The following is a 13,448-nucleotide window of genomic DNA, read 5'->3' as shown; positions in this document are numbered from 1 at the left end:
CAACGACTATTCGGTGTTGGAGCCGCCGCCGTTGGGGGAGTGGCGGCCCGAGCTGTCGGTGGGCGTGGTGGTCCCGGCCTACGGCGGGCAGGAGAAGCTGGATCTGACCCTGGCCTCGTTGGCGGCGCAGAGCTATCCGGCTGACCTGACGGAGGTCGTGGTGGTGGACGACGGCAGCGATCCGGCGCTGCGGCTGCCGCCGATCCGCCCCGAGCACACGCGCCTGGTCCTCGCTCCGGAAGGGGGTTGGGGACCGGGGCACGCGGTGCGGACGGGGGTGGCGGCCTGTACGGCGCCGGTCGTGCTGCGGCTGGACGCCGACGTGGTCGTCGGCCGCCGACACGTCGAGGCGCAGATGCGCTGGCACCACCTGGCCGACTACCTCACCGTCCTGGGCCGGGTCGTGTACAGCGAGGATCCGGGGACCGGGCTCGCCCCCGCCGAGGTGTACGAGCGCGTGCGCCGGGCGGAGACGGCCGACCTCCTGGACCGGGGCTCGGTCGGCATGGAGTGGATCACCGAGGTGCTGGAGCGGACCGACGGTCTTCGGTCGGCGGGCCACCGGGCCTGGGAGGTGTTCACGGGGGCCACGGCCTCGATGCCGCGCGAACTGTTCGAGGCCGCCGGCGGCATGTCGCCGGACCTGGTCATGGGGGAGGACAGCGAACTCGGGTACCGGCTCTCCCAACGGGGCGCGGTGTTCGTCCCCGAACACGAGGCCCACGGTCTGCACCTGGGACGGCCGACGACGGAGCGGCGCCGGGAGGAGGCGGCGCGCTACCGGCGCCCCTTCGCGGAGAACCGGCTGCCCCGGCAGTACACCCGCCGCAGGGCCCCCGGCCGGACCTGGCAGGTGCCCTTCGTCGACGTGGTGGTCGACACGGTCGGCCGCCGGTTCGACGACGTGACCGAGACGGTGGACGGGCTGCTGGCCGGTGACGTGGCCGACATCCGGATCACGCTGGTGGGCGACTGGCGGCTGGTGGTGCCGGGGCGGCACGCCACGATCGACGATCCGGCGGTGGACGTGCGGCTGATCCACGAGAACTACCGGTGCGAACCGAGGGTGGTCTTCGCCGGGGCCGAGCCGGAGACCGACCCGGACGTCCCCTTCCGGCTGCTGCTCTCGCCCGGGGTGCGCCCGAGGCGGAGCGCGGTGCGTGCCCTGACGGGGGCGGCGGACCGGGAGGGCGCCGGGCTCGTCCGGGTGCCGGGTGCGGGCGGACGGTCCCACCCCCTGCGGTTGGAGCGCACGGCGGCCTTCGCCCGGGCGCGACACCTGGGGGCGGGCGCGGCGGATCGCGACGCCGTCGTGGCCGAACTGTGGGGCGTCCACGTGCTGGACCGCTCCGAGGTCCTCGCCGCCGAGGAGGACGGGGAGAAGCCGCCGAAGGGCTGGCACAGGAAGATGCGCAGGGCGGAGCGGGACGCGGACCGGTGGCGGAAGGAGTCCGACAGGTGGGAGCGCCGGATCCGGGCGCTGACGCAGGGGCGCTGCGGGTGGCTGCTGCTCTGTGGTCTGCGGAGCGGCACGCGGGGCCTGCGGAGGTGAACGCGGGCGATTAGTCCGTTAAGTCGCTTTACTTGCGCCGCTGTGAGCTGTGGAAACGCAAATTAGTCTCACTATATGAGATGTCCTGGCCAGATAGTTGGACATCCGATATTCTGTCGTCCTAAGAGTCAGCGGCATCGGCTCCACCGCCGGATGCCGCCGTTTCCCGCTTCGACGGCCCCACCGGGTCCGCGCCGGGGTGGGCAGTCCTCTTTCGTGGCCACCGCCGCCCACGCGGCCAGCGCGCCGCCCGGGACCACCGGGCCCCGCGGTCTGGCCTCTCGTTTCCTGAGCTCCGCGGCCGTTTCGTACGCGCCGCCGGTCACGTACCGCATCCGGAGGATCACATGTACGACATGATCGAGTACCCGTCCACGCCCGACTCCGAGGACGAGATCGCCCGCGCTCTCCAGGACGCGATCAACCGCCGCGACTAGGGGCGGTTCGCGTCACCTTGTCCTGGACGGGAGGTGGGGCGGCGGTGGCGGTCCTCGGAGGCCGGTACAGTTGTCTCACCTACTGTTCATCTGATCTCGCCATTTGAGAAGTCATGGTGGGGTCGCATCTGAGTTAGAGGCAGTCCGTATGGCAGCGCGCACCGTGAAACTGGCCGTGATCCCCGGCGACGGGATCGGCTCCGAGGTGGTCGCCGAAGGCCTCAAGGTGCTGGAGGCCGCGTCCTCCCAGTACGACCTGGCCATCGAGACCACCGAGTACGAACTGGGCGCCAGGCTCTGGCACCGCACCGGTGAGACGCTGCCCGACTCGGTCGCCGCCGAACTGCGCCAGCACGAGGCGATCTTCCTGGGCGCGGTCGGCGACCCGTCCGTCCCCAGCGGTGTCCTGGAGCGCGGCCTGCTGCTCCGCCTGCGGTTCGACTTCGACCACTACGTCAACCTGCGCCCCGTGCGCCTCTACCCCGGGGTGGAGAGCCCGCTGGCGGGCGTGGCCCCCGAGGACATCGACATGCTGGTCGTGCGCGAGGGCACCGAGGGCCCCTACGCGGGCGCCGGCGGCGTCCTGCGCAGGGGCACCCCGCACGAGATCGCCACCCAGGACAGCGTGAACACCCGCTTCGGTGTCGAGCGCGTGGTCCGCTACGCCTTCGCCAAGGCCGCGGAACGCCCCCGCCAGAAGCTGACCCTGGTGCACAAGGACAACGTCCTCACCTTCGCCGGCGAGCTGTGGCAGCGCACCGTCAAGGAGGTCGGGGCCGAGTACCCGCAGGTCAGCGTGGACTACTGCCACGTCGACGCCGCCGCGATGTTCTTCGTCAACCAGCCCGGCCGCTTCGACGTGGTCGTCACCGACAACCTGTTCGGCGACATCATCACCGACATCGGCGCCGCCATCACCGGAGGCATCGGCCTGGCCGCGAGCGGTAACATCAACCCGGACAAAACCTTCCCCAGCATGTTCGAGCCGGTCCACGGTTCGGCTCCGGACATCGCGGGTCAGGGCAAGGCGGACCCGACCGCCACGGTGCTCTCGGCCGCGACCATGCTGGACCACCTGGGGGTGCCCGAGGCCGCGCGCCGTATCGAGGACGCGGTCTCGGCGGACCTGAAGACCCGCGCCCAGGACGGCGCGGTCCGCTCCACCTCCCGGATCGGCGACGACCTCGCCGCGCGAGTAGCCGAGCAGGGCTGACGCGACCACCGTCGGCCCTGCCTTTTCGAGGCGCGGCCGACGGCGGGAGCCGGCGGTGACCACCATCGGGCGCGCCTGGAGACACTCCAGCGCGCCCGCTGTCCGTCCGGGTCCGGTCTGGCACCGGGGGCGCTCTTCCGACACACTGGATCCCAGGTCGGCGGCGCTGCCGACCCGTTGCACCCGAGAGGACCACCGACAACATGAACAACAACACCACCACCACTGGGTTGACGTTCGACATCCAGCTCTCCGACCGGCGGAAGACCCCGCAGGAGCGCGAGGCACTGCTGGAGAACCCCGGGTTCGGTCAGGTGTTCACCGACCACATGGTGAGCATCCGTTACACGGAGGGCAAGGGCTGGCACGACGCCAAGCTGGAGCCGTACGGTCCGCTGAGCCTGGACCCGGCCACGGCCTCCCTGCACTACGCCCAGGAGATCTTCGAGGGACTCAAGGCCTACCGCCACCCCGACGGCTCGCTGGCCTCGTTCCGCCCGGAGGCCAACGCGGCCCGCTTCAACCGCAGCGCGGCCCGGATGGCCATGCCGGAGCTGCCCGAGGAGCTCTTCCTCAAGTCGATCGAGCTCCTGCTCGAACACGACGGCGAGTGGGTTCCGACCAAGGAGTACTTCAGCCTCTACCTGCGGCCGTTCATGGTCGCCACCGACGTGGGCCTCGGGGTCAACAACCCCTCGCGCAGCTACGTCTACCTGCTCATCGCCTCGCCGGTGGGCTCCTACTTCTCCGGCGGCGTCAAGCCGGTGACGGTCTGGCTGTCCAAGGACTTCACCCGTGCCGCCCCGGGCGGCACCGGCGCCGCGAAGTTCGCGGGCAACTACGCCGCGAGCTTCCTCGCCCAGGCCCAGGCGGTCGAGAAGGGCTGCGACCAGGTCGTGTGGCTCGACGCCCGCGAGCACCGCTGGGTCGAGGAGATGGGCGGCATGAACCTGTGGTTCGTGTTCGGCGAGGGGGAGAACGCCCGCCTGCGCACGCCCCCGCTGACCGGCACCCTGCTGCCGGGCATCACCCGCGAGTCGCTGCTGACCCTCGCCCCCGACCTGGGCATCCCGGCGGAGGAGGAGCCGCTGTCGATCGAGGAGTGGAAGGCGGCCGCCGAGTCCGGTGAGATGACCGAGGTCTTCGCCTGCGGCACCGCGGCCGTGATCACCCCGGTCGGCCGGGTCAGGAGCGACGAGGGCGAGTTCACCGTCGGCGACGGCGAGCCCGGTCCGGTCACCATGCGCCTGCGCGAGGAGCTGGTGGGCCTGCAGACCGGCCTGCGCAGCGACAAGCACGGCTGGATCACCCGCTTCTAGGAGCGCGGGGGCGTTGTCCCGGGGGGCGATCCCTCCCGGGGCTCGCCCCCTCCGGCCCGGCAGTCGAGGAGAAGATCGCCGCGGGTCCGGATGGCAGCCTGGTCCCATGCGAGTAGCGACGCGGACACCGGTGCCGATGCCGGTTCTCAACCTGCTGGTCGCCGCCGGGGTGTGGATCCTCTGGTGGGTGCTGTGGGGGGAGGAGTACTTCTCCGTACTCGGCGACAACCTACCGATCGCGTTCACCATGGTCTTCGGCTCCCTGGTGGGGGGAGGCAGCAGTGAGGGGGGCGGCGCCGTCGCCTTCCCGGTGATGACGAAGGTTCTGGAGGTCCCTCCCGAACAGGCCAGGGTGTTCACCTTCGCCATCCAGTCCATGGGTATGGGGGCCGCGTCGATCTGCATCCTCCTCTCACGGGTGCCGGTCGAGAGGAAGGTGCTCCTGTACGGCTCGGTCGCGGGCATGGTCGGCGTGGTGCCGGGCATCTACCTGCTCGCCCCCTTCGCCTCCCCGGCCATGGTCCGCTCCCTGTTCACGATGCTCATCGTCGCCCTGGCCGTGGCCATGTGCCTGCAGCTCCGGCGCCGGGGTTACCGCCGGAACCAGGAGGTGCCCCGCTGGGGGACCCGGGAGAGGACGACCGTGGTCGTCTTCGGCTTCGCGGGCGGTGTCGCCAGCTCCGTGCTCGGGGTCGGTGTCGACCTCGTGGTGTTCATGCTGCTCGTCCTCTACTTCAAGGTCTGCGAGAAGGTCGCCACCCCCACGACGGTCGTGATGATGTCCGTGGTCTCGATCACGGCCTTCGCGGCCCACGCGGCCACCACCGGGCAGTTCGTCGGCCCCGTGGTGGACTACTGGATCACGGCCGTTCCGGTGGTCGTGGTCGGCGCACCGCTCGGGGCGTGGATCTGCACCCGTCTCAGCCCGTTGGTCATCCGCTACACCCTGCTGGTGCTGATCGCCGTCGAGTTGGTGTCGACCATCATGCTCGTGCCGTACACGCTCCAGGTGGCGGTCGTCTCCCTCGCCGTTCTGGCCGCCCTGGTCGTGGTGACCCTGCTGATGACCGGATCCGACCGCTACAGCGTTCCCGTGGGGGAGGGGCGCGGTGCGGTCGTCCGCGCTGTGGTCCCGTCGGGGCGCGGCAGTTGCTGAGTACCCGGAGTTCTGGCCGGAAACGTCCATTATGAAAAACTTCTGTCCCACATGATGAGACGATTGGCTCGTTGGTGCGGCTTCGGCCGTGTCCCTGTGGCAAACTGACCACATGCTGTCCCAGGTACTCATTATTTTGGGGCGCGCTGGCTGACGACTTCCCGCGTACCGCAGGGAAGAAACCGGACCCTGCCAGCGCGCTGACCTCTCGTGTCCACGAGGGGTCTTTTTTGTTGGCCGGGACCGCCACACACAGCATCAACCGGGAGTCCCACCCATGAGGAACGACAGTTTCCACGTCTTCGACACCACGCTGCGCGACGGAGCCCAGCGCGAGGGGATCAACCTCCGGGTCTCCGACAAGCTGGCCATCGCGAAGCTGCTCGACGATTTCGGAGTGGCGTTCATCGAGGGCGGATGGCCCGGTGCCAACCCCAAGGACACCGAGTTCTTCCAGCGGGCTTCACAAGAGCTCACGCTGGAGCACGCGCGACTCACCGCCTTCGGCGCGACCCGCCGGGCCGGTGTGAGGGCCGCCGACGACCCCCAGGTGGCCGCACTGCGCGACAGCGGCGCGTCGGTCGTCACTCTTGTCGCCAAGAGCGACGACCGACACGTCGAACGCGCCCTGCGCACGACCCTCGACGAGAACCTCGCCATGGTCGCCGACACCGTCGCGCACCTGTGTGAGCACGGACAGCGCGTGTTCGTCGACTGCGAGCACTTCTTCGACGGCTACCACCACAACCCCGAGTACGCCCTGTCCGTGGTCCGCGCCGCCGCCGACGCCGGCGCCGACGTGGTCGTCCTGTGCGACACCAACGGGGGCATGCTCCCCGCCGACGTCACCCGGGTGGTCACCGAGGTGCTGGAGGCCACCGGCGCCCGCCTGGGCATCCACGCCCAGGACGACACCGGCTGCGCCGTCGCCAACACCCTGGCCGCGGTGGACGCGGGCGCCACCCACGTCCAGTGCACCGCCAACGGCTACGGCGAGCGCGTGGGCAACGCCAACCTCTTCTCCGTGGTCGGCGCGCTCACCCTCAAGCGGGGCCGCGAGGTCCTGCCCGAGGGCTGCCTGGCCGAGATGACCCGCGTGGCCACCGCCATCGCCGAGATCGTCAACCTCGCCCCCGACACCCACCAGCCCTACGTGGGGGTGTCGGCCTTCGCGCACAAGGCGGGGCTGCACGCCTCGGCCATCAAGGTCGACCCCGACCTCTACCAGCACACCGACCCCGAACTGGTCGGCAACCGCATGCGGATGCTCGTCTCCGACATGGCCGGGCGCGCCTCGATCGAGCTCAAGGCCCAGGAGCTGGGGCTGGACCTGTCCGGCGACAAGGCCCTGTCCGGGCGGGTCGTGGAGCGGGTCAAGGGCCTGGAACTGTCCGGTTACAGCTTCGAGGCGGCCGACGCCTCCCTGGAGCTGCTGCTGCGCGAGGAGCTCGGCGAACCGGTCCGCTACTTCAACACCGAGTCCTGGCGCGTCATCACCGAGCGCCGCCCGACCGCCGGGACCAGCCCCCTGTCCAGCGACTACGAGAGCCTTTCCGAGGCCACCGTCAAACTCCGGGTCAAGGGCGAGCGGGTCATCGCCACCTCGGAGGGCAACGGTCCGGTCAACGCCCTGGACCGGGCGCTGCGCAGTTCGATGGAGAGCGTCTACACGGCCCTGGCCGGGCTGGAGCTGACCGACTACAAGGTCCGCATCCTGGAGGGCTCCTCGGGCACCAACGCGATCACCCGGATCCTGGTCAGCTTCAGCGACGGCAACGAGGAGTGGACGACCGTGGGCGTGGGGCCGAACGTCGTCGACGCCTCCTGGGTCGCGCTGGAGCAGGCCATCACCTACGGGCTCCTGCGCCAGGGCTACCCGCAGGGCTGACCTCCGAGCACCCGGTACCGCCGCGCGGCCGCCCGACCCGCTGCCGGTCGGGCGGCCGCTTCACGGCCGCGGTCAGGACAGCCCTTACCGAAGCCACAGCCCCGGCGCGCCCCGAGAACCCGGTACCGCGGGCTGCGGAGCCCCCGAGGAGGTCCGCGGCCCCCTCTCCGCCCGTCGGTTCAGGCGAGGAGGATGTCGTCGCCCTCGACCCGGATCGGGATCTCCTCCAGAGGGCTCTGCGCCGGGCCCTCGACGGGGGATCCGTCCTCGACGGAGAAGCGGCTCCCGTGGCAGGGGCACTGGATCTGCCCGTCGGCCACCTGGTCGACCGGGCAGCCCTCGTGCGTGCAGCTGGTGGAGAAGGCCCGGAAGGTGCCCTCCTCGGGCTGGGTGAGGACCACCTCGTGCTCGCTGAGAACGGTGCCGCCCCCCACGGGGACCTCGTCGGTGGCGGCGATCGGCGCTTCCGCGTCGCCCGTCTCCCCGCCCCCGGTGTCGTTCCCGCCGTCCGCCGCGGTCCCACCGTCGGCGCCCCCGCAGGCGGTGACCACCCCCACCAGGGCCCCGCCTCCGGCGGCCCCGAACACGGAGCGCCTGGTCACCTCCGACAGGACGGTCTCGGAACGCGTGTCACGGCAGTCGCACATGCGGCCTCACTCTCTCGCCCGGCGCGGAGCGGGGCGGACTCGCGTGCGGGGTCCTCGGGCCCCGCACGGACGGCGGACGGCCCCGTCGGAGGGGGCCGGTCTCCATGGAACACGGCGCAGGCCCCCCGTGTCCGGGAAATCCGCCGACGCGTGCGCTCCGGGGCCGCCTCGGGGGCGACACGGCGGCGGAGCGGACCCTAGGGGTGGACCCAGCCGTTGGCCTCGCAACCCTGGAGGTCCAGGGTCTGCTGCTGCATCACGGGCGCGGACTCGCCCTCGCCGGGGCAGTTCACGTGCCCGTGGCCCAGGGTGTGGCCGACCTCGTGGTTGATCAGGTAGATCCGGTAGGTCTCCAGGTCGTCGTCGAAGTGCTCGACCCCCGACACCCAGCGGTTCTGGTTGATGATGGCTCGGTTGCCGTTTGCGCAGGAGACGAACCCGTTGGTGTTCAGCGGTGCGCACATGCGGTCGACCGTGTCCGGGGCGGCGAGCAGGACCCGGATGTCGGCGTCGTCGCCGTCCACCCTTTGGAACGACCGGTCTCCGTCGTTGCCCCAGCTGCGGGGGTCGCCCAGGATCTCCTCGACGGCGTCCACGAAGTCCTCGTCCTCGCCGGGCAGGCCCTCCTCGACCTCCACCGCGAAGGTGGTCAGCGGGCCCTCGCCCATGACCTCGCTCTCGTCGTCCACCACCCGGATCTCGCCGTCGGCGGAGTCCACCTCCTCCTCCACCGAGCGCAGCAGCACCGGGGTCTCCTCCTCCGGCGACGAGGGGCCGGGGGAGGGGCTGCCCGGGTCCGCGGCGGCTCCTGCGGCCGACTCCTCCCCCGTGGCGGGGTGGCCGCGCCCGCTCTCGTCGGGGATCCCGTCGCTGACCGGGCCGGTGGCCGAGGTCTCCGCCGGGGACCCCGGGGCGGTGTCGGTTTCGGGCACGCTGACCATCAGTACGGCGGAGGCACCCGAGACCAGACACAGGCCCAGGGCGAGGCCCATGGGGTACCTGCGGCGCCGACGGTGCTTGGCGCGGGGAGCGGAAGCGGGCACGAGGCTCAACCTCTCGACAGTGGACGGTGGTACCGCCGACCCGGGTACGGGAGGCTGTGCCTCCGCCCCCTTCCGGCGGCCGTGGGGCCGCTCCGGCCAGGGCGGCCGGTGGAGGCGCCCCCACGGGATGACCGGATGTCATGGCGGTCACCCTGGGCGGTGTCTCCGCTCACCTGGGAGCGGTGCCGCCTACCCCCGAAAACGGCGGTTCCCGGGGGCTCGGTGCAACGAACCCCAGCATGCCAGAGATCGCCCCCGTGGCGGGCCAGGCGGCGCCCCGGGAAATGAGGGTGTGTCCCGGCTTCGGGCGTTTGTCGTGGCCCTCCGGCCCCCGTCGCGCCCCGGCCTGCGCCGGTGGACTGCCGCGCGCCGTCGCCGCCCGGGTCCGGTCGCGCCCTTCGCGCCGTTACGCTGCACACGGCAAGAGCGAGTCAAGCAGGGCTGCTGGGAGGCATCAGGTGCGTATCGCACGGTTCGCGGCCGGTGACGAGGTCGGTTTCGGCCTGGTCGAGACGGAGACGGACAGCGGGGAGGAGTTCGTCGCGCGGTTGACGGGTCACCCGCTGCTGGGGGACATCAAGCTGACCGGTGAGCGGGCCAAGCTCTCCGACGTGCGGCTGCTGTCGCCGGTCCTGCCCACCAAGGTGGTGTGCATCGGCAAGAACTACGCCGACCACGTCGCGGAGATGAAGGACGTCACGGGGGAGTCCACCGACGAACCGGTCGTCTTCCTCAAGCCGTCCACCGCGGTCACCGGGCCGGCGGACCCGGTCTTCTACCCCTCGGCCTCCGAGCGGGTCGACTTCGAGGGCGAGATGGCGATCGTCATCTCCCGGCCCTGCCGCGAGGTCCCCCGGGAGCGCGCCAAGGACGTCATCCTGGGTTACACGGTGGCCAACGACGTCACCGCCCGCGACCTCCAGAAGACGGACAAGCAGTGGACGCGGGCCAAGGGATTCGACTCCTTCTGCCCGATCGGCCCGTGGATCACCACCGGACTGAGCATCGAGGAAGCCCAGGACCTGGCGGTCACCACGACCGTGGACGGCCAGACGCGCCAGGAGGGGCGTACGTCACAGTTCCTCCACGACATCCCGGGCATCATCTCCTATGTCACCTCGTTCATGACACTGCTCCCGGGCGACGTGGTCCTGACCGGCACACCCGCTGGTGTGGGCCCTGTCGAGGTCGGCCAGGAGGTCGCCGTTACCGTGGAGCGTCTGGGCACCATCCGCAACAGGGTGGTCGCCCGGGACTGAGCCCGGCCGACCGTGCGCGGGCACACCCGCGCACGGTCCGCCCCGGGGCCGGCCCACACCACACCACGGAAGGTCCCACCCGTTGCCCGCACTCAGCCGCCTCCCCCGCCCCGCCCTCTACGCGGGCGTGTGCACCCTGGTCCTGGCACTGGTGGGGTCCGGGCTGTGGATGTTCACCAGGGGCGGCCCGGGGTTCCCGGGCCCCTTCGCCGACCCCGGCCCGGGCTCCGGGAACACCGGCCGGACACAGCTGCGCGTGATGCTGGCGGGGGACTCCATGACCCACGGTTCCGACGGTGACCGGACCTGGCGCTTCCACCTGTGGAACCACCTCCATCCCCACGTGGAGGGACTGGACTTCGTCGGGCCCTTCACCGCGCCCGCCACCCCCGAGCAGATCATCCCGCCGGAGCTCACCGGCGGTGAGCCCGACGACGGCGACCCTGACGAGGTCGACTACCGGGACCCGGACTTCGACCAGGACCACAACGCCCGCTGGGGCCGGACCCTGGCCGACGCCGCCACCACGATCGAGGACGACGTCCGCACGCACCGGCCGGACGTGCTGTGCGCCATGATCGGCCTCAACGACCTGCTGTTCCCGGTCTCCGCCGAGGAGATGGAACAGCTGCTCCGGGACTACGTCGGGGGCGCCCGGGAGGCCAACCCGGAGATCCGGATCCTCCTCGCCCACACGCTGCCCACCGCCCGTGCGGACCAGGACGAGGGCTTCGCACTGCGGGTGTACGCGTACAACGAGATGCTCCGTACGGTGGCGGAGGACATGTCCACGGAGCGGTCCCCGGTCGTCAGTTTCGACCTGGGTCGGGCCGAGGGCTGGAACATCGCCTCGGACACCTACGACGGCACCCACCCCACCGACAGCGGGGAACTGAAGATCGCCGCGGGTTTCGCCGACGCCCTCTCGCGCGAGTTCGGTCTGGGCCCGGCCTATCCGAGGCCGCTGCCGGGCAGTACCTGAGGCGGTCGCCCCGGGTGCTGCTGCCCCTCCGCCCGCTCCGGGACTTCCCACAGGTCATCCCGGGCCACCGATACCCTGGGGTCCGTGACTGAGACTCCGATTCGTACCCGCTTCGCCCCGTCCCCCACGGGCATGTTCCACGTCGGTGGCGCCCGCTCCGCGCTCTTCAACTGGGCGCTGGCCCAACAGCAGCCCGAGGGCCGCATGGTCCTGCGCATCGAGGACACCGACGCCGCCCGCAACCGTCCCGAGTGGACCGACGGCATCATCCGCGCGATGTCCTGGATCGGCATCGACGAGGCCGACCCGCACTTCGAGGGCCCGTACTTCCAGTCGGCCTACGTGGACAAACACCGCGAGACCGCCCAGGAGCTGTACCGTTCCGGCCGCGCCTACTACTGCGACTGCACCCGCGAACAGGTGCAGGAGCGCCGCGACAACCCGAACCTGGGCTATGACGGCTTCTGCCGCGACCGCGGCCTGGAGCCGGGCCCGGGCCGCGCGCTGCGCTTCCGCGTGCCCGAAGGCGGGCCCACGGTCGTGCGCGACCAGGTCCGCGGCGACGTGGAGTTCGACCACGCCTCGATCGAGGACTTCGTGATCGCCCGCGCCGACGGCTCCCCGCTGTTCGTCCTGGCCAACGTGCTCGACGACGTCGAGATGCGGATCACCCACGTCATCCGCGGCGAGGAGCACCTGTCCAACACCCCCAAGCAGCAGCTGCTGTGGGAGGCGCTGGACCTGGCCCCGCCGGTGTGGGCGCACCTGCCCGTCATCGTCAACGAGCAGCGCAAGAAGCTGTCCAAGCGCCGCGACAAGGTCGCCCTGGAGTCCTACCAGGAGGAGGGCTACCTCGCCGAGGCGATGGTCAACTACCTGATGCTGCTGGGCTGGGCGCCGGGCGAGGACCGCGAGATCATGCCGTGGTCCGAGATGATGCCGTTGTTCCGCATCCAGGACGTCAACAGCTCCAGCGCCTTCTTCGACGAGAAGAAGCTGCGGGCCTTCAACGGCGAGTACATCCGCCAGTTGGGCGTCGAGGACTTCGTCGAGCGCTGCCAGCCGTGGCTGACCGGCCAGGGCACCCCCTGGGACGCCGCCGACTACGACCCCGCGGTCTTCGCCGCCGTGGCCCCGCTGGCCCAGAGCCGGGTGGCGGTGCTCAGCGAGATCGTCCCGAACGTGGACTTCCTGTTCCTGCGGGAGCCGGTGGAGGACGAGAAGAGCTGGCGCAAGGCGATGAAGCCGGGCGTCGGCAGGGAGATGGTGGAGGCCGCCCTGGCGCGCTTCGCCGACCCCGCACTGGAGTGGACCGCGGACTCCCTCAAGGCCGCCACGGAGGAGACCGGGGCCGCGCTCGGGCTGAAGCTCGGCAAGGCACAGGCGCCGGTGCGCGTGGCCGTCACCGGGCGGACCGTGGGGCTGCCGCTGTTCGAGTCCCTGGAGCTGCTGGGCCGCGAGCGCGTCCAGCCGCGCCTGGAGGCCGCCCTGGAGCGCCTGCGCGCCGAGGAGAAGGCCGCGGACGAGGGCTGACCCGGCCGGGGTGGCCGGGCTGTGGGCGCGGCCACCCCGATTCCGGTTCGCGAGTACTCAGAATGTCCGCTAGAGTTAAACACGTCGCCGAGGGGGACCGGGAAGCGAAGAGCTGCCAAGTCCTCCGAAAGCATTGGCCTATGGTGTAATCGGCAGCACGACTGATTCTGGTTCAGTTAGTCTAGGTTCGAGTCCTGGTAGGCCAGCGCATGACCGTGGTTCGCCGCGGTCGGCACGGGTCTTCGACCCAGGTGCGCCCCCGTCGTCTAGTGGCCTAGGACGCCGCCCTCTCAAGGCGGTAACGGCGGTTCGAATCCGCTCGGGGGTACCAACGGGAAGTCGCTTCCACGCCGTGGGAGCTTTCTTTCTGGCCGGTGCATGTCACCGGTGTCCGGTTCGGGTGGGTATCGCGGTTTCGT

The 13,448-nt window shown here is 71.0% G+C and carries 10 protein-coding genes and 2 tRNA genes; 10 read left to right on the top strand and 2 right to left on the bottom strand.

The genetic code is table 11. The annotated features are described in order from the left end of the window. Nucleotides 1–13: 13 nt before the first annotated feature. The 5 genes from AC0VYD_RS21630 (at nucleotide 14) to cimA (ending at nucleotide 7,565) form a co-directional block, all read left to right on the top strand. On the top strand, nucleotides 14–1,552 hold the full coding sequence (locus AC0VYD_RS21630) for a glycosyltransferase family 2 protein (RefSeq protein WP_475477243.1): 1,539 nt from the start codon (nucleotides 14–16) through the stop codon (nucleotides 1,550–1,552). Between the two features lie 585 nt (nucleotides 1,553–2,137). Further along, a complete protein-coding gene (locus AC0VYD_RS21625; protein WP_475477242.1) occupies nucleotides 2,138–3,202 on the top strand; it encodes a 3-isopropylmalate dehydrogenase in 1,065 nt (354 codons plus the stop codon). 203 nt (nucleotides 3,203–3,405) lie between these two features. After that, on the top strand, nucleotides 3,406–4,521 hold the full coding sequence (locus AC0VYD_RS21620) for a branched-chain amino acid aminotransferase (RefSeq protein ID WP_475477241.1): 1,116 nt from the start codon (nucleotides 3,406–3,408) through the stop codon (nucleotides 4,519–4,521). 136 nt (nucleotides 4,522–4,657) lie between these two features. After that, nucleotides 4,658–5,677 (top strand): TSUP family transporter, encoded by a 1,020-nt coding sequence (locus tag AC0VYD_RS21615; RefSeq protein WP_475477240.1) that lies wholly within the window; start codon nucleotides 4,658–4,660, stop codon nucleotides 5,675–5,677. Nucleotides 5,678–5,954: 277 nt separating this feature from the next. Further along, complete coding sequence (gene cimA, locus AC0VYD_RS21610; protein WP_475477239.1) at nucleotides 5,955–7,565, top strand: citramalate synthase; 1,611 nt, start codon at nucleotides 5,955–5,957, stop codon at nucleotides 7,563–7,565. A gap of 179 nt (nucleotides 7,566–7,744) precedes the next feature. Here the strand turns inward: cimA and AC0VYD_RS21605 are convergent, their stop codons facing one another. Together AC0VYD_RS21605 and AC0VYD_RS21600 are read right to left on the bottom strand one after the other, a co-directional pair. Beyond that, nucleotides 7,745–8,212, bottom strand: coding sequence for a Rieske (2Fe-2S) protein (locus AC0VYD_RS21605; RefSeq protein WP_475477238.1), 468 nt, complete (start codon nucleotides 8,210–8,212; stop codon nucleotides 7,745–7,747). Between the two features lie 197 nt (nucleotides 8,213–8,409). Continuing rightward, nucleotides 8,410–9,204: a DUF3152 domain-containing protein gene (locus tag AC0VYD_RS21600; RefSeq protein ID WP_475480334.1), complete on the bottom strand. Its 795-nt coding sequence runs from the start codon at nucleotides 9,202–9,204 to the stop codon at nucleotides 8,410–8,412. A gap of 509 nt (nucleotides 9,205–9,713) precedes the next feature. Between AC0VYD_RS21600 and AC0VYD_RS21595 the strand changes: the two genes are divergently transcribed. The 5 genes from AC0VYD_RS21595 (at nucleotide 9,714) to AC0VYD_RS21575 (ending at nucleotide 13,360) form a co-directional block, all read left to right on the top strand. After that, nucleotides 9,714–10,514 (top strand): fumarylacetoacetate hydrolase family protein, encoded by an 801-nt coding sequence (locus AC0VYD_RS21595; protein ID WP_475477237.1) that lies wholly within the window; start codon nucleotides 9,714–9,716, stop codon nucleotides 10,512–10,514. 82 nt (nucleotides 10,515–10,596) lie between these two features. After that, nucleotides 10,597–11,496, top strand: a complete 900-nt coding sequence (locus AC0VYD_RS21590) for a GDSL-type esterase/lipase family protein (RefSeq protein WP_475477236.1) — start codon at nucleotides 10,597–10,599, stop codon at nucleotides 11,494–11,496. An 84-nt stretch (nucleotides 11,497–11,580) separates the two neighbouring features. Beyond that, nucleotides 11,581–13,029 carry a glutamate--tRNA ligase gene (gene gltX / locus AC0VYD_RS21585; protein WP_475477235.1) on the top strand — a complete coding sequence of 483 codons (1,449 nt, stop codon included), beginning with the start codon at nucleotides 11,581–11,583 and terminating at the stop codon, nucleotides 13,027–13,029. Nucleotides 13,030–13,163: 134 nt separating this feature from the next. Then, nucleotides 13,164–13,235: transfer RNA gene (locus AC0VYD_RS21580), tRNA-Gln, on the top strand. 49 nt (nucleotides 13,236–13,284) lie between these two features. Continuing rightward, nucleotides 13,285–13,360: transfer RNA gene (locus tag AC0VYD_RS21575), tRNA-Glu, on the top strand. The last annotated feature ends 88 nt before the right edge of the window (nucleotides 13,361–13,448 follow it).

The organism is Nocardiopsis sp. iso_40 (assembly GCF_056173285.1).
Note: the sequence above shows the minus strand (reverse complement) of the source record. Positions and strands in the feature narration are given on the sequence as shown.